The organism is Bradyrhizobium guangzhouense (genome assembly GCF_004114955.1).
GTDB lineage: Bacteria > Pseudomonadota > Alphaproteobacteria > Rhizobiales > Xanthobacteraceae > Bradyrhizobium > Bradyrhizobium guangzhouense.
This window is the reverse complement of record NZ_CP030053.1, coordinates 5,263,939-5,288,168: the sequence shown is the minus strand read 5'-3', so window position 1 is coordinate 5,288,168 and position 24,230 is coordinate 5,263,939. Positions and strand designations below refer to the sequence as shown.

Below are 24,230 nucleotides of genomic sequence, written 5' to 3'. Positions count from 1 at the left end.
ACGCATCTGCGGTAGAACCATGCCAGCGGATGGGGCTGGCATGTTCTTCAATAGAATGGAATCCGGACGGGCGTCGATTTCCGACGCTGTCTATATGGAAGTCATCACGGGCCTTCACGGCACGTCGGTGCCCAACATTCTCGCGGCTGCCTGCCTGGCGATGGTCGGTGCCATCACGATCTACGAGACCGGCGATATGGTGACGGCTGGCCTGACCGTCACCGGCGTGCTGGTCGCCATCGTCCGCCTGGTCGAGGTTTTTGCATTCCGTCGCCGTCTTGCGCGCGCGCCGCAACTCGGAAGGGCCGAGGCCGCACGCTGGGAACGGCGCTATGTGGCCGGTACCATCGTGACCGCGCTCATCCTCGGCGTTTTTGCCGCGCGCAGCATCGTACTGGGTGATGCACTCTGCTGCGTGATGGCGGTCGGGATCGGCTTCGGCTTCGGCGCCGGCGTGGTGGCGCGGCTGGCGCTGCGCCCCGTCGCGGCGCTGCTCGACCTGATCGCGATCGCTGCCCCCGCCGCGATCGTGACCCTGATGCAGCCCGATCTGCGCCATGTCGGGCTCGGTCTGCTCATCCTGATGTATGTCGCCGCGAGCTTCGAGATGGTGCGGCTGAGCTTCAACGCCTCGATCAACCAGATCACGCTGAAGCGTCAGTTCGAGCAGATGTCACGCATCGACCCGATGACGGGCCTTGCCAATCGTTCGGTGCTGGCGACCGACTTGCCTGCCATGCTCGCGGCCGCGACGATTGCGGTCCATACGCTCGATCTCGACCGCTTCAAGGAAGCGAATGATCGGTTCGGTCATCCCGTTGGCGACGCGCTGCTGAAGCAGGTGGCCCTGCGGCTCAAGGCGATCGCGGCAACCCACGACCTCGTGGTGCGGATGGGTGGTGACGAGTTCGTGCTCGTCCAACGCGCGGGGCACGATGCGGAAGCGGTGGCCCAGCGCATCGTGCAGACGATCGGCGCGCCCTATGACATCGACGGACAGACGGTCGAGATCGGCGTGAGCGTCGGCATTGCCGTCGCGCCGGACGATGGCCGGACCGCGGACGCATTGCTGTCGCGCTCCGACAAGGCGCTCTACCGGGCCAAGCAGAATCGCGGCGGCTACGTGCTGGCGCGTGAATTGCGGATCATGGACAAGACGGCATCGGCCCGGCTCGTGTCCGATGGACTGGCCGCGTAAGCAGCGGTTGGAACCGCATTCGAGATGCGGTTAGATGCCTCCCCAGACAAGACGCCGGGGAGAGGCCCAATGACCAGTACCGAAGCAGCCAACACGCCGAAGGACGCAACGCCGTCGGTCATCGCGCAACATCAGGCGATGTTGAATGCGCTGCCGTTTTCCGACACGCGGGATTTCGACGACGCGGCGCGCGGCTTCCTCGGCACGATCGAGCACGCGAAGATCGCAAATCCGCAAGGGCGGACGGTCTGGAGCTTGGAGCCCTACGGTTTCCTGTCCAGCGAAGAGGCCCCACCGACGGTCAATCCCAGCCTGTGGCGGCAGTCGCGGCTGAACATGCGGCACGGCCTGTTCGAGGTCGTGCCAGGCGTCTACCAGGTCCGCGGCCTCGACATCGCCAACATGACGCTGATCGAGGGCGACAGCGGTGTCATCGTGGTGGACACGCTGACCTCGATCGAGGGGGCGCGCGCCGCGCTCGATCTTTACTTCAGGCATCGCGGCCTGAAGCCGGTCGCGGCCGTCATCTTCACCCACACCCACACCGATCATTGGGGTGGCGCGCGCGGCGTGCTGGAGGAGGATGCGCTTGCCACCGGCCGGGTGCCGATCATCGCGCCTGATCTGTTCATGGAGCATGCGGTCTCCGAGAACATCATCGCGGGGCCGGCGATGCTGCGCCGGGCGCAATATCAGTTCGGGCCATTCCTCGCCAAGGGCGTGCGCGGCCAGGTCGATTGCGGGCTCGGCAAGACCATGGCGGCCGGCGCGGTCGCGCTGCTGCGTCCGACCGATCTGATCATGGCGACCGGCGACAGGCGTGTCATCGACGGTGTCGAATTCGAATTCCAGATGGCGCCGAACAGCGAGGCGCCGGCGGAAATGCATTTCTTCCTGCCGCGTTACAAGCTTCTGAACCTGGCCGAGAACTGCACGCACAATTTCCACAATCTGCTGCCGTTCCGCGGTGCCGACGTGCGCGACGCGCTGGCCTGGTCGAAATATCTGGGCGAGGCGCTGCAGCTGTGGGGCGGCAAGGCGGAGGCGATGTGCGGCCAGCACCACTGGCCGGTGTGGGGAGGGGAGCGCATCGACAGCATGATCCGAGAGCAGCGCGACCTCTACAAGTTCGCGCATGACCAGACCATCCGCCTGATGAATCACGGCCTCACCGCGGCCGAGATCGCCGAGACGATCCGGCTGCCGAAGAGCCTGGAAGGCGCCTGGCACGGCCGCGGTTACTACGGTCACATCAGGCACAATGTGAAGGCGATCTACCAGAAGTATCTCGGCTGGTACGACGCCAACCCCGTCAATCTCGATCCGCTGCCGCCGGCGGCGTCAGGCAAGAAGTACGTCGAGTACATGGGCGGCGCCGACGCGATCCTGGCGCGGGCACGTACGGATTTTGACAAGGGTGAATTCCGCTTCGTGGCGCAGGCGCTCGGGCATCTCGTCTTCGCCGAGCCCGACAATCAAGCGGCGCGGACGCTGCTGGCCGACACGCTGGAGCAGCTCGGCTATGCCGCCGAGAGCTCGACCTGGCGCAACGCCTATCTGTTTGGCGCGCAGGAGCTGCGGCAAGGCATGCCGAAGACGCCGCCCCGTCCGCCAATGCCGCGCGAGACCCTGGCCGCGCTGCGAACGGAGCAGCTCTGGGACGTGCTCGGCATCCGTCTCAACGGGCCCAAGGCGGAAGGCAAGCGCATCGTGCTCAACTGGAGCTTTTCGGATACCGGCGAGAGGTTCGTGCTCAATCTGGAGAATTGCGCGCTGACCTATGCCGAAGGCGTGCAGGCCGGCAATGCCGACGCCAGCTTCACGCTGGCACGGGCCACGCTGGATGAGGTGATCGCGAAGCTGACCAGCTTTCCGGAAGCGGTTGCGGCGGGGAAGGTCAAGCTATCGGGCAATCCGATGAAGCTTGCCGAACTGATGGGATTGATGGACGAGTTTCCGCGGATGTTCGAGATCGTGGAGCCGAAGCGGGCGGTGGTGGGGTAGCCACCGCCGTCGCCGCACACTCCGTCATTGCTTTGCTGCGCTCGCGTGTGGAGCACTGGAGCGCAATCCTCAGCTGTCATCGCCCGGCCCTTGACCGGGCGATCCAGTATTCCAGAGACCTCAGTGCTCAGGCCGAGAAGCCGCGGCGTACTGGATGCCCCGCCTTCGCGGCGCATGACAGTGTGCCTTGAGGCGGCAGCGCGCCCCCTTACTCCGCGCTGCTCACCAGCTTGATGCGTGGCGCCTGTTCTTCGGTCAGGCTGCGGTAGGCGGCGAGATAGTCGAGAGCCATCCGCCGCGCGGTGAAGCGCTTTTCGAACTGCTTGCGGATGGCGGCGCGGTCGAGTTGCGCGAGGCGGTTCACGACGCCGGCGGCGCTGAGGACGTCCTCGACGACGAAGCCGGTGAGGCCCTCATCGATGATTTCAGGCACCGAGCCACGGTTGAAGGCAACCACCGGCGTACCGCAGGCCATGGCTTCGATCATCACGAGGCCGAACGGCTCCGGCCAGTCGATCGGCAGCAACAGGCCGAGCGCGCCGCTCAAGAAGTCCGACTTCTCGTGATCGCTGATCTCGCCGATGTAGTCCACCAGGGGATTGCCTTCGATCATCGGCTTGATCAGCTCGTCATAATAGTCCTGGTCGGCGCGATCGACCTTGGCCGCGATCTTCAGCGGGATGCCGCAATGCATCGCGATCTTGATGGCGCGATCGACGCCCTTCTCCGGCGCGATGCGGCCGAGCACGGCGAGATATTCCTGCTTCGCCGGCTTCGGCGTCAGCAACTTTTCCGGCAGGCCGTGGTGAATGGTGGTCACCCAATTCGCCTGCGGCACCGGTCGTCGCTGCGCGTTCGAGATCGAGATGACGGGCATCTTGGAGAAGGTGTTGAACACCGGCTGATGCTCCGGCAGATCGAGCCGGCCATGCAGCGTGGTCAGGAACGGCGTCGGCTGCCGGTAGAACAACGACCACGGATAATAGTCGAGATGGAAGTGGAGGAAGTCGAACTCCTCGTCATCACATTTCTGCCGCACGCGCTCCAATAGCACCATGTGCAGCGCGTTGGGATCGCGCACCGAACCGTCGAGGCGCAGCGCTCGCGGCCATAATGCATCGAGCTTCGCCGATGTCTGCGAGTCGCCGCTGGCGAACAGGGTGACGTCGTGTCCAAGGGCCACCAACTCTTCCGTCAACCAATGCACCACCCGCTCGGTGCCGCCATACAGCTTGGGTGGAACAGCCTCCGTCAACGGAGCTACCTGCGCGATGCGCATCTCACCATCTCCTCTGCGATCATATAACGTTGGAACCCCCGCCGAGTATCGGCACCGGCATGCCGACAGGGGAACGTTCCCGCAGTTGCGAAGTTCCTCTCAACAATCGTTACTTATTCGACACATCGCGCGCGTGTCTCGATGCTGCCATCTCCGCTTCGCAGATCGTCCGCATCCACATGTCGTGATGACATTGCCCGGGAACCGAGGCGAACTGGTCGTTGTTCAATCGATCAGTCGGCGCAATTGAAATCATCACGACGGGGTCACATGGATCATCTTTCTGGATACGCGCGCAGGCCATTTGCCTTTGTCTTGCGCTATCTACGGCGACGATTGGCGTCGCATCTTGTGATTCTGTCCGCTGTCGTCGCAGCGGTTGCCTGCTCCGTGGGCACGCAGTACGGCGTCAAATCGCTCGTCGACGCTTTGTCGGCGGGAACCTCGCATGGTGGCAGCGTATGGCTGGCATTCATTCTGCTCATGTCGCTGATCGCCGCCGACAATTTTCTGTGGCGGATCGCGAGCTGGACCGCGAGCTTCACCTTCGTCCGCGTCACGGGCGATTTACGTCGTGACATATTTCGTCATCTGACCGGACATGCGCCGAGTTACTTCCTGGACCGGATGCCGGGCATGCTGACGAGCCGCATCACGGCGACATCCAACGCGGTGTTCACGGTCGAGAACATGTTCGTCTGGAATGTGTTGCCGCCGTGCATTGCCACAATTGCGGCGATCGGGTTGATTGGAACCGTAAGCCCCTCTATGGCCGCGGGCCTGATCGTGATCGCCGGCGGCATGGTGGCGGCGATGTTCCGCCTGGCCGCGGCCGGCAAGCCGTTGCATGACGAGTTTGCCGACAAGGCCGCGGCCGTCGATGGCGAGATGATCGACGTCATCAGCAACATGCCGCTGGTTCGCGCCTTCTGCGGTATCGGCCATGAGCATGAGCGCTTCGACGCCACGGTGAACCGCGAAGTCAATGCGCGCGCACGCAGCCTGCGCTATCTGGAGAAGCTGCGGCTGCTGCATGCCGCCGTGACCGTGATCCTGACGATTGCCTTGATGGCCTGGGCGGTCACGCTCTGGCAGCAGGGCGAGGCGACCACCGGCGACGTCGTGCTGGTCTGCACTCTCGGTATCTCCATCCTGAGCGCGACCCGCGATCTCGCGGTTGCCCTGGTCGATGTCACCCAGCACGTCGCGCGCCTGACCGAGGCGATCGCGACGCTGCTGGTGCCGCACGAGCTGCGCGACCACCCCGAGGCCGAGCCGTTGGTCAAGAGCGGTGCCGCGATCGCGTTCAACAACGTCACCTTCGGCTATCCGGGCGGCGAGAAGATCTTCGAGCGCTTCAGCTTGCGGCTCCAGCCCGGTCAGCGCGTCGGCCTCGTCGGGCAATCGGGCGGCGGCAAGTCCACCCTGTTCACGCTGCTGCAACGTTTCTACGACGTCGACGAGGGCAGCGTGACGGTCGATGGCCAGGACATCTCAATGGTCACGCAGCAGAGCCTGCGCGAGGCCATCTCGGTGGTGCCGCAGGACATCTCGCTGTTTCATCGTTCGATCCGCGAGAACATCCGCTATGGCCGGCCGAACGCGACCGACGACGAGGTGCTGCGCGCTGCGATCGCGGCGCGCTGCGATTTCATCGATAGCCTGCCCGACGGCCTCGACACCATGGTCGGCGACCGCGGCGTCAAAATGTCCGGCGGCCAGCGCCAGCGCATCGCGATCGCGCGCGCCTTCGTGAAGGACGCGCCGATCCTGCTGCTGGATGAGGCCACCGCCGCGCTCGACAGCGAATCCGAGGAGGCGATCCGCGAGGCGCTGTCGCGGCTGATGCGCGGCCGCACCGTGATCGCAATTGCGCATCGCCTCGCAACGCTGCGCAATTTCGACCGCGTGGTCGTGCTCAGGAACGGCAAGATCATCGAGGACGGTGCGCCCGACCGGCTGATGCAGGGGCATGGACCGTACCGTGAGCTGGTGACGCAGGAAATGAGCCGGCTCGCGAAGTTCGCCGCGTAAATCCAACAGTTGCGTTTGCGTTGGTCGCGTTCGAAACACCGGCAGCAGGGGAGCAACTCATGGCAGCCGAAGCCGCAACCAGGATGACCTCGTCTTCGCAGACGATAGAGACCGTCGCCGAGCAGCCGTTCTACATTCCGATGACGGGACCCGCGGCGCGGCCCCGCCGCTCGCTCAAGCACGACGACACCTTCATCGTGCTGGACAGCCATGGCGATATCGGCGCCTCCGCCGGCGGGCCGGACGGCCTGTTCAACCACGACACGCGCTATCTGGCGCGGCTTGAGCTCGTTCTCGACGACCTTCAGCCGCTGCTGCTCGGCTCGAACCTGCGCGACGACAATTCGGGATTGACGGTCGATCTCACCAACCCCGATATCTATCGCCAGGGCCGCATCGTGCTGCAAAAGGACCTGCTGCACATCGTGCGCACGATCTTCCTGTGGCGCGGTACGGCCTATCAGCGCATCGGGCTGCAGAATCACGGCGAGCAACGCGCCAGCTTCGAGCTGACGCTGCTGTTCGACAATGATTTTGCCGATCTGTTCGAAGTGCGCGGCGAGCGGCGGCCGCGCCGCGGCACCGGCACCAGCAAGCTGCTCGGGCCGACCGACGTGCTGTTCGATTATCGCGGCCTCGACGAGGCCGAGCGCACCACCGGCCTGCATTTCGATCCGCGTCCGACGCGGCTTTCGGTCAATGCCGCGACCTGGCAGCTCGAGCTCGATCCGCACGAAGCCAAATCGCTGTTCGTGGCCGTGTCCTGCAACCGGCCGCTCGCGGAGAAGCCGGCGCGCTTCTTCCGCGGCTTGCTGGCGCATCGTCGCGAGATGCGGCAATCGACCGTCGGTGCGGCCAGCATCGAGACCTCCAACAACATCTTCAACGAGGTGCTGTGCCAGGCCATGGCCGACCTCAACATGCTGATGACGGAGACGCCGCAGGGGCGCTATCCCTATGCCGGCATTCCCTGGTATTCGACGACGTTCGGCCGTGACGGCCTGATCACGGCGCTACAGATGCTGTGGGTCGATCCACGGGTGGCGAAGGGCGTGCTGCGGCGGCTTGCGCATTTTCAGGCCAAGACGGTCGACCCGCTCGCCGATGCCGCACCGGGAAAGATCCTGCACGAGATGCGCGGCGGCGAGATGGCGGCGCTGCGCGAGGTGCCGTTCTCGCAATATTACGGCAGCGTGGATTCGACCGCGTTGTTCGTCCTGCTCGCCGGCCGCTATTTCGAGCGCACCGGCGACGAGACGACATTGACCGAGCTGTGGCCCGCGATCGAGGCGGGCCTCGCCTGGATCGACGGTCCCGGAGATCCCGATAAAGACGGCTTCGTCGAGTACCAGCGCGCCACCGAGAAGGGGCTCGCCAATCAAGGCTGGAAGGACTCCTACGACGCCATCTTCCACGCCGACGGCAAGCTCGCGGAAGGCAATATCGCGCTCGCCGAAGTCCAGGGCTATGTCTATGCCGCAAAGCAGCTCGCTGCGCGATGTGCACGGGCGCTCGGCAAACCCGATCTCGCGAGGAAGCTCGAGGCGGAGGCCAAGTCGCTCGCCGAACGCTTTGAGCAGGCGTTCTGGTGTCAGGAGCTCGGCACCTATGCGGTCGCCCTCGACGGTCAGAAGCGGCGCTGCGAGGTCCGCACCTCGAATGCCGGGCAGGTGCTGTTCAGCGGCATGATCCGTGAGGACCGCGCCCGGCTGGTGGCCGCCGATCTGATGCGCCCGCATTTCTTCTCGGGCTGGGGCATCCGTACCGTCGCGCGCGGCGAAGTCCGCTACAATCCGATGTCCTATCACGATGGATCGATCTGGCCGCACGACAACGCACTGATTGCGTTGGGGCTCGCCCATTACGGGCTCAAGCATTCGGTCGCGCAGGTCTTCAAGGGACTGTTCGAGGCCGCGACCTATATGGATCTCAGGCGATTGCCGGAATTGTTCTGCGGCTTCCGCCGAGAGAAGCGGCGCGGCCCGACGCTCTATCCCGTCGCTTGCGCGCCGCAAGCCTGGGCCAGCGCAACGCCGTTCACGCTGCTGGAGGCGGCGCTCGGCATCGAGTTCGACGTCGCGCGCTGCGAGATCCGGCTGCGCAATCCGCACCTGCCGGCGTTCTTGAACGAGATCATCCTGCGCGATCTGCGCCTGGGCGAATCCAGCGTGGACCTGCGCGTCAGCCGCCACGGCCACGACGTGGCGCTGGAAGTTTTGCGCACCCGCGGCCAGATCCAGGTCTCGATCGTGCTCGCGCGCTAGCGGCGCGCGGCAAGGAGGAGTTCATGCGTACCGCCGGATGGTTGGCTTTAAGCGTCGCAATCGTTGCGGGATTGACGGTTGCCGTATCGCGCGCCGCTGAGGAATTGCCCGCGTCCGCCAATGCGGTCCCGACCGAAGCGAACGCGCCGCCAACGGCGCAACCGCCGGCCTCGGTCGTGCCCGTCACGCCGAAGGACGCCGCGCCGCCGCCGTCGGTGACGATCATCGGTGCCAGCGACGCCCACGGCGTGCTCGGCCGCGACGTCCGCAGCGCGGCCGACGAGGACATGGGCCATATCGTCGACGTCATCGTCGATCTCAGCGGCCATGTGCGCGCCGCCGTGATCGATTTCGGCGGCTTCCTCGGCGTCGGCAGCCGCAAGATCGTGGTGGACTGGAGCGCGCTTCGTTTCGGCAAGATCACCAGCAAGAAGGACAGCATCACGCTCGAATTGACCAAGGCGCAGGTCGCGGCCGCGCCGGAATACAAGGAAGACACGCCGATGGTCGTGTTGGGTGCGTCCGGCAGTCTTCAACCGCTGCAAGCCATCCAGTGAGGAGGGGGGAGGGCTGATCGCCTGTGCTCTTGTCGAGGAAGCCTGATCGTGCAAATCGCGAGGGACGCGTTGAACAGGACAACGTCGCCGCACCCGTCCTCGCGGCCATTCCGGCGCCGTCGCAACGGAGCCTGCGCGGTCTCGACTGGTTCATCTTCTTCCTCGCCGACGTGCAGACCGGCTTCGGCCCCTTCATCGCGGTCTATCTGACGACACAGAAATGGACGCAGGTCGAGATCGGCTTCGTGCTGTCGATCGGGGGCATCGTCGCCCTGATCGGCCAGATGCCGGGCGGCGCCATCATCGATGCTGCTAAATCGGAGCGATTGGTGGCGGCGCTCGCGATCGCGACCATCGGCGGCTGTGCGCTCGCCTATGCGGCGATGCCGATCTTCCCGGTGGTGGTGACGGCCGCAACGCTGCATGCGGCGGCGAGCTGCGTGTTGGGACCGGCGATCGCGGCGATCAGCCTCGGCCTGGTCGGCCCGCTCAAGATCGGCGAGCGGCTCGGCCGCAATGCGCGCTTTGCCTCGCTCGGCAACGGCGTCGCCGCCGCGGTGATGGGCACGGCCGGCTATCTTCTCTCGAGCCGTTCGGTGTTCCTGGTCACCTTCCTGCTGGCGATCCCGACATTGATCGCGCTGTCGCGCATCCGCGAGGAGGAAGTGGACATCGCGCGCTGTCACGGCGAGATGCCGCGCGAAGCGCCCGTTCCGGGCGACACCAATATCTGGCATCTGATCCGGCAGCGGCCGCTGATCGTCTTTGCGCTGAGCGTGCTGCTGTTGCAGCTCGCCAATGCCTCGATGATGCCGTTGATGGCGAGCGCGGTAACGGCGCGGTCGAGCCAATGGGCGACGGTGCTGGTGGCTTTCTGCATCGTTGTCCCGCAGGCGATCGTGGCGCTGCTGTCGCCGACCGTCGGACGCAAGGCGCAAGCATGGGGACGGCGTCCCTTGCTGTTGATCGGATTCGGCGCGCTGGCGATTCGTGGTCTTCTGTTTGCGACGGTGCGCGATCCGTATCTGCTGGTGGCGGTGCAGGTGTTCGATGGCATCACCGCGGCGGTGTTCGCAGTGATGATTCCGCTGATCGTTGCCGACGTCGCCTTCGGCAGCGGGCATTTCAATCTCGCGCAGGGCATTGTCGGCACGGCGACCGGCATCGGCGCGTCGCTGAGCACGGCGCTTGGCGGTTATGTCAGCGACAAGTTCGGCAATGCCACCGCCTTCTTCGGGCTCGCGGGCATCGCAGCGACCGGGCTCTTGCTGATCCTGTTCGTGATGCCGGAGACCCGACGCACCGGCATTGCGGCAAAAGAAATGGCCGGCTGAACCAGATCAGCCGGCCATTAGGCGGGGGGAGAACGAAACGATCAGGCGTCGAGATTGTGCAGGCGCTGGCGATTGCGCAGCACGATCTGGCGGGCGCCGGAGAAACCGAGAATGCCTTGGGCATGGAGTTGCGACAGCGCGCGCGACACGGTCTCGAGCGTGAGGCCGAGATAGTCGCCGATGTCGCGGCGGCACATCGGCAGCGCCATCATGCCGGCAACGGCGAGGCGGCGGTCCATTTCGAGCAGGAAGGTCGCGACCCGCTCCATCGCGGTCTTGCGGCCCAGGAGCAGCATGTGGTCTTCGGCGTGGCGCAGCTCGCCGGCGGTCATGGCCCAGAGCTTGCGGGCGACCTGCACGTCGATGCCGGCGGCCTTTTCGAGGCTGACGCGCTTCACCAAGCGCACATTGGTGTCGATGATGGCCTCGGCGGCGAGGCGGTGGCTGGCGCCGGATTCGAGGCCGAACACGTCGCCGGGAAGGTGGAAGGTGCCGATCTGGCGGCGACCGTCGGAGAGGAGCTTGTAGGTGCGGACCGCGCCGGAGACGACCTGGTAGACATATTCCGCCGGCTCGTCCTCGCCGTAGATCTCTTCGTCCTTGCGGTAGGAGAACTCGGTGGCGACCAGACCGACATGGCCGGTGATCGCGCCGAATTGGTCGGAGACGGGATGAACAGGGGCAATCCTGCCACCGATTTGGGTGTTGATCGCCGGGGTGTTGAGGGTCTGCGTCAGCATTTGCGCCATCTCCGTTGTGATGGCGCTTGTCTACGCGGTATCGGGTGCTTCGAAAATTTCGCGAGATATCTTAAGGGGGGCTACCTACGTAGAACCCCGTAGTCGGCCGCAGTGGCAGGATACCGCTGTTCTCACTGTTTGGTGTCCTGGAAATAACGGGGCCTCGGCGCAAATCGGGTCATCGGAAGCGTTCACGCCAAGGGAGACGCCCGATGCCAGCCAAATCTGCCTTACCCGTTCTGGTCGCCTTGTTGCTCCTGCCGTCGCTGGCTATGGCAACGACGACACGGCCTCGAGCCAACGCCGTCGCCGGCCATTCGCATTCAAATCCGATCGCGGGCCGCCAGATCGCGGCTCCCCCCTGGAGTGCGGCCTGCATGACGGATCATGGCCCGAGCGAGTGCGGCGAGCCGATGTGGATTTACGGTCCGCGCAGCGAGATTTCGCAGTACAGGAGCGCGTTCTGAGGCCCGGTCAATTTCCGCGTCTGTTCTGGATGGCGCGACGGATGCGCTTGACCAGATTCTCGTCGAGAAGCGGCTTCAGAATCACGTCTTTCACGCCGGCAGCCTTCGCCCGAGCCGAGATGTTCTTGTCGGGATAGCCGGTGATCAGGATCACCGGCGTGTCGCGGTCCGACTGGTGCAAGCGACCGGCAAGCTCGATGCCATTGATGTCGGGCATCTTGTAGTCGATCAGGTAGCAGTCCGCGCCAGACGGGCTCGTCGTGTTGAGCAGCGCCGTGGCGTTCCTGAACGTCCGTACGGCAAAGCCGTCGGTCTCCAGCAGAAAACGCAGGGACCCGAGCACGGCGTCATCGTCGTCGACCACGTAGACGGTGGGCTTTGCCGATGACACCATGGAGAGCCGCGCAGGGTACGAACCGACTTCGATCATCGGTATTGGCTAGCACAGGCTGAGGCAGCCGCCTTGACTTGCCTCAATCCTTCAGCATGCCGGCGCGCATCGCCAGCCGGACCAGCTCCGAGAGGCTGTTGGCCTGCATCTTGGTCATGACATTGGCCCGGTAGACCTCGATGGTGCGCGGGCTGATGTCGTATTCGCGGGCGATCAGCTTGTTGGACAGGCCCGCGACCAGTCCTTCCATGACCTGGCGCTCGCGCGGGCTGAGCGATGCGACGCGGGCGGCGATGTCCTGCGATATCGCTTCGATCTTGGCGGCCGGCTCGGCCTGCCGGATCGCCGATTCGATCATCGTCAGGAGGCGGTCGTCCTCGAACGGCTTTTCCAGGAAGTCGACGGCGCCGAGCTTCATCGCCTCGACCGCGAGCGGCACGTCGCCGTGGCCGGTCATGATCAAGATCGGAAACGCAGAGTGCTGCGCCTTCATCAGCTTCAGGAGCTCGATCCCGTCGATCCCGGGCATGCGCACGTCGGAGAGGACGCAACCGAATGCGAGGCCGGGGAGGGCATCGAGGAAGCGTTGCGCGTCGTCGAACAAGGTGACGCTGTATCCCGATGAATCGAGCAGGAAATTCAGCGAATCGCGCATCGCCTCGTCGTCGTCGATAACGTAGACAATTCCGTTGGTCGTCATGGTTCAGCTCTCGTCGGCTGCAGGCAGAGTGAAGCGGAATGTCGCTCCGCCCGATGCATTGCTCTCGGCCCACATGCGTCCGCCATGAGCCTCGATGATCGAGCGGCTGATCGACAGTCCCACCCCCATGCCGGTTTCCTTGGTGGTGAAGAAGGTCTGAAACAGATTCGGAATGACGTCATCCTGGAAGCCGGAGCCGGTGTCGGAAACCTCGATCTCGATCATGTCGTCACCGATGCGGGAGTTGGTGACGACGAGCTCCCGCCGCGGCGACTGCGCCATCGCCTCCAGCGCGTTGCGGAACAGATTGACCAGGACCTGCTGGATCTGGACCCGGTCGGCGAGGACGAGATCGGCATTCTGATCCAGACTGAACCGAAGCTGGACGTTCTGTTCGCGCGCACCGGCGAGCCCGAGCGCGCCGGCCTCCTCGATCAGCTTGGAAAGGCTTTCGACCCGCTTTTCGGACTCGCCGCGTGCGACGAAATCGCGAAGCCGCCTGATAATCTGGCCTGCGCGTACGGCCTGCTCCGCGGCGCGATCCAGCGCACTTTCGATCTTCGTCCGATTCGGATCGGCGCTGGCGGCGAGCAGCCGCCGCGATCCCTTCATGTAGTTGCTGATCGCGGCAAGCGGCTGGTTCAACTCGTGCGCCAGCGCGGACGCCATCTCGCCCATCGCGCTCAGTCGCGAAACATGGACGAGCTCGGACTGCAATTCGTGGAGCCGCGCCTGGGTCTGCTGATGCTCGGTGAGGTCGCGGACGAAGCCGGTGAAATAGGGCTCGCCGCCCGACTGCATCTCGCCGATCGACAGGTGCATCGGAAAGGTCGTGCCGTCGCGGCGCTTGCCGGTGACGATGCGGCCGATGCCGATGATGTGCGGATCGTGGGTGGAGCGATAGCGGGCGATGTAGCCGTCATGACGGGAGCGATCGGGCTCCGGCATCAGGATGCTGACGTTCTGGCCGATCGCCTCCTGCTCGGACCAGCCGAACAGGCGCTCGGCCGCCGTCGAGAACAACTGCATGATGCCGCGACCGTCGATGACGATCATGGCGTCGGGAATGGTGTGAAGGATGGAGCGGAGGTGGGTCTCACGCGTGCGCAGCGCTTCCTCGACGTGCTTCTCCTCGTCGATGTCCACGAAGATGCCGCTGAGATGACCGGCGGTGCCGGTTTCGTCGCGGATCAGGCCGGCGCGGGCCCTGATCCATTTTTCCCCGCCTATCGCTCCGGAGACCCTGAAGGACACATCCAGGCCGCCGCCGCGCTCGGAGACGCGCCGGATCGCACTCTCGACCCTCTCGCGATCGTTCGGCTCGATACGGGACAGGAAGAGCTCGTAGCTCTCCGGCTGGTCCGGTGAGACGCCGAGCAGGGCCCTGGACGTGGCGGACCATTCCCATGCCATCGTTTTGAGGTCGAGATCCCAGGTGCCGACGCCAAATCCCTCGATCCGGACGCGGAAATGCTCGCCCCGGCCGTCATCTTGGGGATGCGTTACGCGACTCGGCGACACCTGATGCTCCTGATTTCTGGTGCGGTGGCCCAGACGCCGTTACCGCTGCCGCAATGTCGCCCAAGCCCGGCTCAGAGGCAAGTTCCGTCGCCGGGCAGCCGGTTGAGGTCACGAGCCACGCCGGTGCGCTCTTGATCTATCTCATCTCGCGGAATGGAGGCAGGCCTACATTCTCATCAAATAGACTGTATTGGAGGCCTTCGATGACATACGCGACGGTGATGGTCAGCCTGGCGCTCGGCCAGCCCAACGATGCGCGCCTTCAGGTCGCCGGCGAGCTTGCCGAACGATTCGAGGCGGCGATTGTCGGGGTCGCCGCGGCGCGGTTCGCCCCGCCACTTTATTTCACGGATGGCGCGGCAGCTCAGCGGCTGATCGATCAGGAAGAAGCCTCCATCAAGAGGCGCCTTGCCGATCTGGAGGTGCAATTCCGCGCCGCGACCAAGGCCCGTGGCGGACGGGTGGAATGGCGCAGTGCCATGGACTTCCCCGCACGATTCGTCTCGGCGCAGGCGCGCTGTGCCGACATCGTCGTCAGCGGCGGACAGAGCCCGGCCTTCTCCGATTCCTTTGCGCTCGCAAGCCCCAAGGATCTGGTGATGCAGGCCGGCCGGCCGCTGCTGGTGGTGCCCGACAGGATCGACTGGCTCGATCTGCGCAGCGTGCTCGTGGCCTGGAAGGACACGCCCGAGGCGCGGCGGGCGGTGGCTGACGCGCTGCCCATGCTGCGCAAGGCGAAGGATATCACCATCGTCGAGATTTCGGAGGCGGACGAAGACCGTGCGGTCGTCGCGGAGCGTGTCAGCGACGTCGCCGCCTGGCTCGCCCGCCACGGCGTCACGGCGACGGCGCGGGTCGTGGAGGCGGGGAACGAAGCCGCCGCCGTGCAATTGGAGAGGATCGCCGGCGATGTCGGAGCCGGCCTGATCGTCGCCGGTGCCTATGGCCATTCCCGCTTCAGCGAGCTGATTCTCGGCGGCGTCACGGAATATCTGGTCACGCAATCCGCGCGCTGCGTGCTGCTTTCGCATTGACGGCCAGGCCGTACTGACCAACCGATGAGGACGTGCCGTGTACAAATTCCTTGAGCAGACCGCCAGCGGCTACATGACGCGCAACGTCAAGACGGTGCAGCGCGACCACAATCTGCTCGCGCTCAGCGAGATGTTCGAGCAGGACGATTTCAATTCCTACCCCGTGGAGGACGACGGACAGGTCGTCGGCATTGTCACCAAGTTCGATATCCTGAAATGCTTTGCCTTCACGCCGAGCCAGATGCTGCCGCGCTATCATGACCTGATGAGCCGCAAGGTCGGCGACGTCATGACGCCGGAGTTCATCTATGTCAGCCCCGACACGCGGCTGACGCGCGTTCTCCAGATCATGGTCGAGCACCGCATCCGCAGCATCATCGTGCTCGACGGCGCCCAGAAGCTGGTCGGGATCATCGCGCGCGAGGACGTCATCGCGGCGCTGAAGGCGACGGCGACCGACTGAGGATCGATCCGGAAATCCTGCGATTTCGGGCTCCGTGATGTTCCGGAGCCGGCGCCGCGCGAGGGGCTTAGCGCGATGCCCAAGCGGTTGATATCGCGTGCCGATCGGCATCGGTCCGACATGAACAGAAATCCATCTATCTTGATTTCAATCAATTCCCCGCGAGGATGGATGTGGTTTCTGGCGGCGTGTTCTTTCAGAGAGAATCCGCGATGCCCCAGCCCTCCATCTCCAAATCAATGACCATCGGTGAAAGCGGCTTGGCTGTCGTGTTCGCAGTCACCGCGTTCCTCTGCGTGATCGCCTCGGCCAAGGCGCTCGATGCGCCCTTCGCCTTCCATGCCGGGCTGAGCGCAGCGGCGAGCCTGGCCGCGGTGTTCTTCATCATCAACCGCTACTACGATCGCCCCGCGGCGCTGCCGCCCGCGGAGATCAATGGTCGCCCCAACTACAACATGGGCCCCATCAAGTTCTCCTCCTTCATGGCGATGTTCTGGGGCATCGCGGGATTTCTGGTCGGGCTGATCATCGCTTCGCAATTGGCCTGGCCCGCTTTGAACTTCGACCTGCAGTGGATCCAGTTCGGCCGGCTACGGCCGTTGCACACTTCGGCCGTGATCTTCGCCTTCGGCGGCAACGTGCTGATCGCGACGTCGTTCTACGTCGTCCAGAAATCGTGCCGCGCCCGGCTTGCCGGCGATATCGCGCCCTGGTTCGTCGTGCTCGGCTACAACTACTTCATCCTGATCGCCGGCACGGGCTATCTGCTCGGGGTCACGCAGTCGAAGGAATATGCCGAGCCGGAATGGTATGCCGATCTCTGGCTGACGATCGTCTGGGTCACCTATCTGCTGGTCTTCCTCGGCACGATCCTCAAGCGCAAGGAACCGCACATCTTCGTCGCGAACTGGTTCTATCTCGCCTTCATCGTCACCATCGCGGTTCTGCATCTCGGCAACAACCCCGCGCTGCCGGTGTCGTTCCTGGGCTCGAAATCCTACATCGCCTGGGGCGGCATCCAGGATGCCATGTTCCAGTGGTGGTACGGCCACAACGCGGTCGGCTTCTTCCTCACCGCCGGCTTCCTCGCCATCATGTACTATTTCATTCCGAAGCGCGCGGAGCGGCCGATCTATTCCTACCGGCTCTCGATCATCCATTTCTGGGCGCTGATCTTCCTCTACATCTGGGCCGGCCCGCACCATCTGCACTACACCGCGCTGCCGGACTGGACGCAGACGCTCGGCATGACCTTCTCGATCATGCTGTGGATGCCCTCCTGGGGCGGCATGATCAACGGCCTGATGACGCTCTCGGGTGCCTGGGACAAGCTGCGGACCGATCCCGTGCTGCGCATGCTGGTGGTCTCGGTCGCCTTCTACGGCATGTCGACCTTCGAGGGACCGATGATGTCGATCAAGGTGGTCAACTCGCTCAGCCATTACACCGACTGGACCATCGGCCACGTGCATTCCGGCGCGCTCGGCTGGGTCGGCTTCGTCTCCTTCGGCGCGCTTTACTGCCTGGTGCCGTGGGTGTGGAATCGCAAGGGCCTTTACAGCCTGAAGCTCGTCAACTGGCACTTCTGGATCGCGACCCTCGGCATCGTCCTCTACATCTCGGCGATGTGGGTGTCCGGCATCCTCCAGGGCCTGATGTGGCGCGCTTATACTCCGCTCGGCTTCCTCGAATATTCCTTCATCGAGACTGTCGAGGCGATGCATCCCTTCTACATCATCCGCGCCGCCGGCGGTGCGCTGTTCCTGATCGGCGCGCTGATCATGGCCTACAATCTCTGGATGACCGTTCGCGTCGGCGAGCAGGAAGTCCAGATGCCCGTCGCTCTTCAGCCGGCGGAATGAGGAGCTTCCAATGTCGTTCTGGACACGTCACCAAGTCTTCGAAAAGAACTCGATCGTCCTGGTCGTCGGCATCCTGCTCGTGATCGCGATCGGTGGTCTCGTCGAGATCACCCCGTTGTTCTACCTCAAGAGCACGATCGAGGTGGTCGATGGCATCAGGCCCTACACGCCGCTCGAGCTTGCGGGGCGCAACATCTATGTCCGCGAGGGCTGCTATCTCTGCCATTCGCAGATGATCCGGCCCCTGCGCGACGAGGTCGAGCGCTACGGCCACTTCTCGCTCGCCGCCGAGAGCATGTTCGACCATCCGTTCCAGTGGGGCTCGAAGCGCACCGGTCCCGATCTTGCCCGCGTCGGCGCCAAATATTCCGACGATTGGCACGTCACCCATTTGACCAACCCGCGCGCGATCGTGCCGCAATCGGTGATGCCGGGTTATCCGTTCCTCGCCTCGACCGAGGTCGATCCGGACACCATCGCCGATCATATGCGTACGCTGCGGACCGTCGGCGTTCCCTACACCGACGACCAGATCGCCAACGCGGCCGCCGACATGAGGGCCCAGGCGGATCCGGACAATGCCGGCGCCGATGCCTTCACCAAGCGCTACGCCAAGGCCGTCGTGCGCAACTTCGACGGCAAGCCTGGAACGCCGACCGAGATGGACGCGCTGATCGCCTATTTGCAGATGCTCGGCACGCTGGTCGACTTCAAGCTCTACAACGAGAAAGCCAATCTTCGCTGAGAAGGCATCACCGATGAAAGCCATTCTGACACTCGACAATCTCGCCTCCAGTCTCGTGACCACGATCTGGACGCCGGTCTTCGTCGCGATCTTTCTCGCGATCATTGCCTACGCATTCTGGCCCCGCAACAAGGCCGCCTTCGACGAAGCAGCCAGTCTGCCGTTGCGGGAGGAGTAAGAGATCATGACCGATCATCAAGGTGAATTCGATTCCGTCACGGGCAGGTCCACGACCGGACATGAGTGGGATGGCATCAAGGAGCTCAACACGCCGCTGCCGCGCTGGTGGGTGATTACGTTCTATCTCACCATCGTCTGGGCGATCGGCTACTGGATCGTCTATCCGGCCTGGCCGCTGATCTCCAGCAACACGCGCGGCGTGCTCGGCTACTCGTCGCGCGCCGACGTCGCAGTCGAGCTCGCCAACCTCGACAGGATCAGGGGCGACAAGATGGTGGCGTTGGGCGCGGCCTCCCTCGCCGACATCGAAAAGGATCCGGCCCTGCTGGCGCTCGCCCGTGCCAAGGGCAAGACCGTGTTCGGCGACAATTGCGCGCCGTGCCACGGCTCTGGTGCGGCCGGCGCCAAGGGCTTTCCAAACCTGAACGACGACGACTGGCTGTGGGGCGGCACGCTCGACCAGATCATGCAGACCATCCAGTTCGGCGCACGCTCGGGTCATGCCAAGACCCATGAGGGCCAGATGCTCGCCTTCGGCAAGGACGGCGTGCTGAAGCCGGACGAGATCGTCACGGTTGCCAATTATGTCCGCTCGCTGTCGGGCCTTCCGACCCGGAATGGCTACGACGCTGCCAAAGGCGAGAAGATTTTTACTGACAATTGCGTCGCCTGCCACGGCGACGGCGGCAAGGGCAACCAGGAGCTCGGCGCGCCGAACCTGACCGACAAGATCTGGCTCTATGGCTCCGACGAGGCAACCCTGATCGAGACGATCGCGAATGGCCGTGCCGGCGTCATGCCGTCCTGGGAAGGGCGGCTCGATCCCGCCACCATCAAGGCGATGGCGGTCTACGTCCACTCGCTGGGTGGCGGAAAATAGCCTGAAAAGTCACGATCGGCGGCTGACGGGGGCGAACAAATTCGCCCCCGTTTGCGCTGGATCAACTGACCCAGTGACGTCGGGTCTAGGTTTAATCGCACCTTCTGAGGCGACTTGAGCGATGAACAAGACCGTGAACCCGAAAGATCTCACATCGGATGATGACAACGGGCCGCTCTACGTAGCCCGCAAGAAGGTCTATCCCCAGAGCGTCCAGGGCACCTTCCGCCGGATCAAATGGGGCCTGATGGCCTTTTGCCTGGGCGTCTACTACTTCCTTCCCTTCGTGCGCTGGAACAGAGGCTTGGGCGCTCCCAGCCAGGCGGTGCTGATCGATCTGCCCAACAGCCGCTTCTACTTCTTCTTCATCGAGCTCTGGCCGCAGGAAGTCTATTATTTCACCGGCCTGTTGATCGTCGCCGCGGTCGCGCTGTTCCTGATGAACTCGGTCGGCGGTCGCATCTGGTGTGGCTATCTCTGTCCGCAAACGGTCTGGACCGATCTGTTCTATGCGGTCGAACGCTTCTTCGAAGGCGATCGCCGCGAGCGGATGCGGAAGGACAAATCGGCCGGCGCGCTGACGCCCAAGCGCCTCTCCGAGATCGTGCTCAAGCATGCGACCTGGCTGATGATCGCCTGGTGGACCGGCGGCGCCTGGGTGCTCTATTTCAACGACGCCCCGACGCTGGTGAAGCAGCTCCTGACCTTTCAGGCGCCTGTCATCGCCTATATCTGGATCGGCATCCTGACCGCAACGACCTATGTACTCGCCGGCTTCATGCGCGAGCAGGTCTGCACCTATATGTGCCCGTGGCCGCGCATCCAGGCCGCACTCACCGACGAATGGGCGCTCAACGTCACCTATCGCTACGACCGCGGCGAGAAGCGCACGTCCGTGAAGAAGGCCGCCGAGCTGCGCGCGCTCGGCGAGCACGTCGGCGATTGCGTCGACTGCTATCAATGCGTCGCGGTCTGCCCGACCGGCATCGACATCCGCAACGGGCCGCAGCTCGAATGCATCCAGTGCGGGCTCTGCATCGACGCCTGCGACAACGTCATGACCAAGATCGGCCGGCCGAAGCGGCTGATCGGTTATGACAACGACATCAACATCCAGCGACGCCAGGAAGGCAAGGCGCCGATCTATCGCATCGTCCGTCCGCGCACCATGGCCTACAGCGCGATCATCGCGGCGGTCGGCGGCATCATGGTCTACGTGCTGGCGACCCGCACCCTGCTCGACATCAACGTGCTGCACGACCGCAACCCGGTTGCGGTCCGGCTCAGCGACGGATCGATCCGCAATGCCTACACCGCCCGGCTTCTGAACAAGAGCGGACATGATCGCGTGATCGCGATCGATATCGATGGCCCGGTCAATTCGACGATCCATGTCGTCGGCGCTGATTCCGTGACGCCGGATCGCCCGATGATCGTGATCCCCCGCGACTCCACCAGTGAGCTGCGCCTGCTCGTCACCGCGCCGGCCGAGGGCAATCCGGAGAAGTCGATCCCGGTTCGCTTCCGCGTCACGGACATCGGACTCGGCGAGGCTGCATCCACCACAGACAATTTCGTCGCGCCGTAAGACCAGGAGACTGAAATGGCAACCAAGCCTCTGACCGGAACGAAGGTCTTCCTGATGCTCGTCGCCTTCTTCGGCGTCGTGATCGGTGTCAACGTCACCATGATGAAGCTCGCGATTGCGACGCTGCCCGGCACCGATGTCGACAGCCCCTATGCAGCGGGCCTCGCCTATGAGCGCGAAATCACGGCGGCGCAGGACCAGACCGCGCGCAAATGGCAGGTCAACGCCCATATCGAGCGGCGCGCCGACGGCAATGCCGTGCTTCAGGTCGAGGCGCGCGATGCGGCGGGCCGGCCGCTGAGCGGGTTGAAATTCGGCGGGCGCCTGGAACGGCCGACCGACAAGCGCGCCGATCTCGCGGTCGACCTCGCGGAGGCCGGTATCGGCATCTATCGCGGCAATGCCGCCGCCGTCGCGCCCGGCCTGTGGGATCTCGTCATCGAGGGCGATGCGAAAGGTGAGCGCGTGTTCCTGTCGCGCAACCGCGTGATCCTGAACTGACGGCCGCGCCATGCAGGTGACACGCGATTTCTCCCACTATGTCCGCGCCGCGGGCGCGGGCGTTCAGCACATCGACCTCGCCGTCGAAGGCGTTCACTGCGCCGGCTGCATGGCCAAGATCGAGCGAGGCCTGTCCGCGATCCCCGATGTCACGCTGGCACGGGTGAACCTCACCGACCGGCGCGTTGCGCTGGAATGGAAGGCGGGCACGCTGGATCCTGCCCGCTTCATCGATCGGCTCGAGGAGCTCGGCTACAAGGCCTATCCCTACGAGACCGAGAGCGCGGAGGCGGGCGAGGTCGCCGAATCGCGTTTCCTGCTGCGCTGTCTCGGCGTTGCCGCCTTTGCCACCATGAATGTGATGATGCTGTCGATCCCGGTGTGGTCAGGCAACGTCTCGGACATGCTGCCCGAGCAGCGCGACTTCTTCCACTGGCTGTCGGCGCTGATCGCACTGCCGGCGGCCGCCTATGCCGGCCAGCCGTTCTTCCGCTCGGCCTGGCGGGCGCTGTCGAACAAGACCACCAATATGGACGTGCCGATCTCCATCGGCGTGTGCCTTGCGCTCGGCATGTCCGTGGTCGAGACCATCAACCACGCCGAGCATGCCTATTTCGACGCGGCGATCATGCTGCTGACGTTCCTGCTGGTCGGTCGCGTCCTCGATCAGAACATGCGGCGGCGGACCCGCGCGGTCGCCGGCAATCTCGCCGCGCTGAAGGCGGAGACCGCGGCGAAGTTCGTCGGGGCCGACGAGATAACCCAGGTGCCGGTCGCCGCCATCCACCCCGGCGACATCGTGCTGCTGCGACCCGGCGAGCGCTGCGCCGTCGACGGCACCGTGATCGAGGGACGCTCCGAGATCGACCAGAGCCTGATCACCGGCGAGACGCTCTATGTCACGGCCGAGCACGGCACGCCTGTGTATGCCGGCTCCATGAACATCTCCGGAAGCTTGCGAGTGCGCGTTTCGGCCGCATCGGAAGCAACGCTGCTTGCCGAGATCACCCGCCTGCTCGACAACGCGCTTGCCGCGCGCTCGCGCTATATGCGGCTCGCCGATCGCGCCTCGCGTCTCTATGCGCCGGTGGTGCATGCCACTGCGTTGATCACCATTCTGGGCTGGGCCATCGCGGGCGCCGGCTGGCACGATGCGATCGTGACGGGCGTTGCGGTGCTGATCATCACCTGTCCCTGCGCGCTCGGGCTGGCTATTCCGACCGTGCAGACGGTGACCTCAGGCGCGATGTTCAAGGCCGGCGTGCTGCTCAATTCCGGCGACGCCATCGAGCGTCTTGCCGAGGCGGATCACGTCATCTTCGACAAGACCGGCACGTTGACGCTGCCGGATCTCGAGGTCACGAACGCAGCCGATATCCCCGCCGGCGTGTTCGAACTTGCCGGCCGCCTCGCGCTGTCGAGCCATCATCCGGTGGCCGCCGCGGTCGCCCAGGCCGCAGGCGCGAAGTCCCCGATACTGAGTGCGGCCGAGGAAGCCGGGCAGGGCGTCCGCGCCGTGGTGGATGGTGTCGAGCTCCGGCTCGGCCGTCCGTCCTTCTGCGGCGCCGAGGCGCTGGTCGTCGGCGCGACACTCGATCCCGAAGCGTCCGTCGTGGCTTTCAGCAAGGGACCCGAAAAATTCATCCTCACCGTGCGCCAGGGTCTGCGTCCGGACGCACAGGCCGTGATCGCGGCACTGAAGGCGCGCAATATTGGCGTCGAGATCCTCTCGGGCGACCGCGAAGCCGCGGTGATCGCGGCGGCCCATGCGCTCGGCATCGTCGAATGGCGCGCCGGCGTGACCCCGGCCGACAAGATCGCGCGGATCGAGGAGCTGAAGCGGTGCGGCGCAAAGGTGCTGATGGTCGGCGACGGCATGAACGATGCGCCGTCGCTGGCGGCAGCCCATGTCTCGATGTCGCCGATTTCGGCGGCGCATCTGAGCCAGGCCACCGCCGATCTGGTCTTCCTCGGCCGGCCGCTGGCCCCGGTCGTCGCGGCCATCGATTCCGCGCGCAAGGCGCTGCATCTGATGCGGCAAAACCTCTGGCTTGCGATCGGCTATAACGTGCTGGCCGTGCCGGTCGCGATCAGCGGCGTGGTGACGCCCTTGATTGCCGCGGCCGCCATGAGCGGATCCTCGATCCTGGTCATGCTGAATGCGCTGCGGGCCCGCAGCGCCTCGCGGGAGATCATGTGATGGAAATACTGGTCATCCTGGTGCCGCTGGCGCTAATGCTTGGAGGTGCGGGCCTCGCCGCCTTCCTCTGGTCGCTCCGCAGCGGGCAATACGACGATCTTGACGGCGCAGCCTGGCGGGCGATCTCGGACGACGACCCGCCGCCGCAAGAGGCGCCGGCAAAGCGTTGACGCATCCTTGGTTCCCATAGCCTTCTGCACTCCCTCCCCAACGATGGTTGCTGGACGGCCGATGGTCGTCGGGCGTAACAAGGAAGGAGGATTTTGCGTAAGGCTCTTTCGGAGCAGG

At 64.6% G+C, this 24,230-nt stretch carries 21 protein-coding genes; 16 read left to right on the top strand and 5 right to left on the bottom strand.

Annotated features, from left to right (window positions below; all coding sequences use genetic code 11):
- Nucleotides 1-40 precede the first annotated feature (40 nt).
- Together XH91_RS25270 and XH91_RS25265 are read left to right on the top strand one after the other, a co-directional pair.
- Entirely contained in the window at nt 41-1,198 is a 1,158-nt protein-coding gene (locus tag XH91_RS25270) for a GGDEF domain-containing protein (RefSeq protein ID WP_128953099.1), read from the top strand.
- A 69-nt stretch (nt 1,199-1,267) separates the two neighbouring features.
- Complete coding sequence (locus XH91_RS25265) at nt 1,268-3,202, top strand: alkyl/aryl-sulfatase (RefSeq protein WP_128953098.1); 1,935 nt, start codon at nt 1,268-1,270, stop codon at nt 3,200-3,202.
- A 208-nt stretch (nt 3,203-3,410) separates the two neighbouring features.
- Here XH91_RS25265 and XH91_RS25260 read toward each other — a convergent pair whose 3' ends face one another.
- The gene (locus tag XH91_RS25260; RefSeq protein ID WP_128953097.1) at nt 3,411-4,481 is read right to left on the bottom strand and encodes a glycosyltransferase family 4 protein; all 1,071 of its coding nucleotides are present in this window, start codon (nt 4,479-4,481) and stop codon (nt 3,411-3,413) included.
- 270 nt (nt 4,482-4,751) lie between these two features.
- Here XH91_RS25260 and XH91_RS25255 point away from each other — a divergent pair, with 270 nt between their 5' ends.
- From XH91_RS25255 to XH91_RS25240, 4 genes are read left to right on the top strand one after another with little or no spacing between them, the layout of a single operon-like run.
- Nucleotides 4,752-6,515, top strand: a complete 1,764-nt coding sequence (locus XH91_RS25255) for an ABC transporter ATP-binding protein (protein ID WP_128953096.1) — start codon at nt 4,752-4,754, stop codon at nt 6,513-6,515.
- 59 nt (nt 6,516-6,574) lie between these two features.
- Complete coding sequence (locus tag XH91_RS25250; RefSeq protein ID WP_128953095.1) at nt 6,575-8,779, top strand: amylo-alpha-1,6-glucosidase; 2,205 nt, start codon at nt 6,575-6,577, stop codon at nt 8,777-8,779.
- 23 nt (nt 8,780-8,802) lie between these two features.
- The gene (locus XH91_RS25245; RefSeq protein WP_164933791.1) at nt 8,803-9,336 is read left to right on the top strand and encodes a PRC-barrel domain-containing protein; all 534 of its coding nucleotides are present in this window, start codon (nt 8,803-8,805) and stop codon (nt 9,334-9,336) included.
- Nucleotides 9,337-9,359: 23 nt separating this feature from the next.
- Nucleotides 9,360-10,670 carry an MFS transporter gene (locus XH91_RS25240; RefSeq protein WP_128953094.1) on the top strand — a complete coding sequence of 437 codons (1,311 nt, stop codon included), beginning with the start codon at nt 9,360-9,362 and terminating at the stop codon, nt 10,668-10,670.
- A gap of 41 nt (nt 10,671-10,711) precedes the next feature.
- On the opposite strand, the gene XH91_RS25235 is transcribed toward XH91_RS25240, so the two are convergent.
- The 4 genes from XH91_RS25235 to fixL all read right to left on the bottom strand — a co-directional run bounded on the left by XH91_RS25235 (nt 10,712) and on the right by fixL (nt 14,489).
- The gene (locus XH91_RS25235) at nt 10,712-11,410 is read right to left on the bottom strand and encodes a helix-turn-helix domain-containing protein (RefSeq protein WP_164933790.1); all 699 of its coding nucleotides are present in this window, start codon (nt 11,408-11,410) and stop codon (nt 10,712-10,714) included.
- A 474-nt stretch (nt 11,411-11,884) separates the two neighbouring features.
- Nucleotides 11,885-12,307: a response regulator gene (locus XH91_RS25230; protein WP_128953092.1), complete on the bottom strand. Its 423-nt coding sequence runs from the start codon at nt 12,305-12,307 to the stop codon at nt 11,885-11,887.
- A gap of 43 nt (nt 12,308-12,350) precedes the next feature.
- Nucleotides 12,351-12,968: a response regulator FixJ gene (gene fixJ / locus XH91_RS25225; protein WP_128953091.1), complete on the bottom strand. Its 618-nt coding sequence runs from the start codon at nt 12,966-12,968 to the stop codon at nt 12,351-12,353.
- A gap of 3 nt (nt 12,969-12,971) precedes the next feature.
- The gene (gene fixL, locus XH91_RS25220) at nt 12,972-14,489 is read right to left on the bottom strand and encodes a sensor protein FixL (protein WP_128953090.1); all 1,518 of its coding nucleotides are present in this window, start codon (nt 14,487-14,489) and stop codon (nt 12,972-12,974) included.
- A gap of 203 nt (nt 14,490-14,692) precedes the next feature.
- On the opposite strand from fixL, the gene XH91_RS25215 reads away from it, so the two are divergent.
- From XH91_RS25215 to ccoS, 10 genes are all read left to right on the top strand, one after another.
- Nucleotides 14,693-15,523 carry a universal stress protein gene (locus XH91_RS25215; protein WP_128953089.1) on the top strand — a complete coding sequence of 277 codons (831 nt, stop codon included), beginning with the start codon at nt 14,693-14,695 and terminating at the stop codon, nt 15,521-15,523.
- A 37-nt stretch (nt 15,524-15,560) separates the two neighbouring features.
- Nucleotides 15,561-15,986: a CBS domain-containing protein gene (locus XH91_RS25210; RefSeq protein WP_128953088.1), complete on the top strand. Its 426-nt coding sequence runs from the start codon at nt 15,561-15,563 to the stop codon at nt 15,984-15,986.
- Between the two features lie 212 nt (nt 15,987-16,198).
- A complete protein-coding gene (gene ccoN / locus XH91_RS25205; RefSeq protein ID WP_128953087.1) occupies nt 16,199-17,848 on the top strand; it encodes a cytochrome-c oxidase, cbb3-type subunit I in 1,650 nt (549 codons plus the stop codon).
- Between the two features lie 10 nt (nt 17,849-17,858).
- A complete protein-coding gene (gene ccoO / locus XH91_RS25200) occupies nt 17,859-18,593 on the top strand; it encodes a cytochrome-c oxidase, cbb3-type subunit II (protein WP_128953086.1) in 735 nt (244 codons plus the stop codon).
- Between the two features lie 13 nt (nt 18,594-18,606).
- Nucleotides 18,607-18,771, top strand: a complete 165-nt coding sequence (locus XH91_RS25195; protein WP_128953085.1) for a cbb3-type cytochrome c oxidase subunit 3 — start codon at nt 18,607-18,609, stop codon at nt 18,769-18,771.
- Nucleotides 18,772-18,777: 6 nt separating this feature from the next.
- Nucleotides 18,778-19,653, top strand: coding sequence for a cytochrome-c oxidase, cbb3-type subunit III (gene ccoP / locus XH91_RS25190; RefSeq protein ID WP_128953084.1), 876 nt, complete (start codon nt 18,778-18,780; stop codon nt 19,651-19,653).
- A 121-nt stretch (nt 19,654-19,774) separates the two neighbouring features.
- Nucleotides 19,775-21,241, top strand: coding sequence for a cytochrome c oxidase accessory protein CcoG (ccoG, locus tag XH91_RS25185; RefSeq protein WP_128953083.1), 1,467 nt, complete (start codon nt 19,775-19,777; stop codon nt 21,239-21,241).
- Between the two features lie 15 nt (nt 21,242-21,256).
- Nucleotides 21,257-21,742: a FixH family protein gene (locus XH91_RS25180; protein WP_128953082.1), complete on the top strand. Its 486-nt coding sequence runs from the start codon at nt 21,257-21,259 to the stop codon at nt 21,740-21,742.
- A 10-nt stretch (nt 21,743-21,752) separates the two neighbouring features.
- Nucleotides 21,753-23,942: a cation-translocating P-type ATPase gene (locus XH91_RS25175; protein WP_128953081.1), complete on the top strand. Its 2,190-nt coding sequence runs from the start codon at nt 21,753-21,755 to the stop codon at nt 23,940-23,942.
- Nucleotides 23,942-24,112 carry a cbb3-type cytochrome oxidase assembly protein CcoS gene (ccoS, locus tag XH91_RS25170; protein WP_128953080.1) on the top strand — a complete coding sequence of 57 codons (171 nt, stop codon included), beginning with the start codon at nt 23,942-23,944 and terminating at the stop codon, nt 24,110-24,112. The genes XH91_RS25175 and ccoS overlap by 1 nt, the downstream gene beginning before the upstream one ends.
- The last annotated feature ends 118 nt before the right edge of the window (nt 24,113-24,230 follow it).

What these genes read in the sequence shown, in the direction of transcription:
- ccoG (WP_128953083.1), top strand. Translation starts at nt 19,775, where the DNA reads ATGAACAAGACCGTGAACCCGAAAGATCTCACATCGGATGATGACAAC.
- XH91_RS25180 (WP_128953082.1), top strand. Translation starts at nt 21,257, where the DNA reads ATGGCAACCAAGCCTCTGACCGGAACGAAGGTCTTCCTGATGCTCGTC.
- ccoN (WP_128953087.1), top strand. Translation starts at nt 16,199, where the DNA reads ATGCCCCAGCCCTCCATCTCCAAATCAATGACCATCGGTGAAAGCGGC.
- XH91_RS25255 (WP_128953096.1), top strand. Translation starts at nt 4,752, where the DNA reads ATGGATCATCTTTCTGGATACGCGCGCAGGCCATTTGCCTTTGTCTTG.
- fixJ (WP_128953091.1), bottom strand. Translation starts at nt 12,968, where the DNA reads ATGACGACCAACGGAATTGTCTACGTTATCGACGACGACGAGGCGATG.
- ccoP (WP_128953084.1), top strand. Translation starts at nt 18,778, where the DNA reads ATGACCGATCATCAAGGTGAATTCGATTCCGTCACGGGCAGGTCCACG.
- ccoO (WP_128953086.1), top strand. Translation starts at nt 17,859, where the DNA reads ATGTCGTTCTGGACACGTCACCAAGTCTTCGAAAAGAACTCGATCGTC.
- XH91_RS25195 (WP_128953085.1), top strand. Translation starts at nt 18,607, where the DNA reads ATGAAAGCCATTCTGACACTCGACAATCTCGCCTCCAGTCTCGTGACC.
- XH91_RS25215 (WP_128953089.1), top strand. Translation starts at nt 14,693, where the DNA reads ATGACATACGCGACGGTGATGGTCAGCCTGGCGCTCGGCCAGCCCAAC.
- XH91_RS25245 (WP_164933791.1), top strand. Translation starts at nt 8,803, where the DNA reads ATGCGTACCGCCGGATGGTTGGCTTTAAGCGTCGCAATCGTTGCGGGA.
- XH91_RS25230 (WP_128953092.1), bottom strand. Translation starts at nt 12,307, where the DNA reads ATGATCGAAGTCGGTTCGTACCCTGCGCGGCTCTCCATGGTGTCATCG.
- XH91_RS25250 (WP_128953095.1), top strand. Translation starts at nt 6,575, where the DNA reads ATGGCAGCCGAAGCCGCAACCAGGATGACCTCGTCTTCGCAGACGATA.
- XH91_RS25265 (WP_128953098.1), top strand. Translation starts at nt 1,268, where the DNA reads ATGACCAGTACCGAAGCAGCCAACACGCCGAAGGACGCAACGCCGTCG.
- XH91_RS25175 (WP_128953081.1), top strand. Translation starts at nt 21,753, where the DNA reads ATGCAGGTGACACGCGATTTCTCCCACTATGTCCGCGCCGCGGGCGCG.
- XH91_RS25260 (WP_128953097.1), bottom strand. Translation starts at nt 4,481, where the DNA reads ATGCGCATCGCGCAGGTAGCTCCGTTGACGGAGGCTGTTCCACCCAAG.
- XH91_RS25235 (WP_164933790.1), bottom strand. Translation starts at nt 11,410, where the DNA reads ATGCTGACGCAGACCCTCAACACCCCGGCGATCAACACCCAAATCGGT.
- ccoS (WP_128953080.1), top strand. Translation starts at nt 23,942, where the DNA reads ATGGAAATACTGGTCATCCTGGTGCCGCTGGCGCTAATGCTTGGAGGT.
- XH91_RS25270 (WP_128953099.1), top strand. Translation starts at nt 41, where the DNA reads ATGTTCTTCAATAGAATGGAATCCGGACGGGCGTCGATTTCCGACGCT.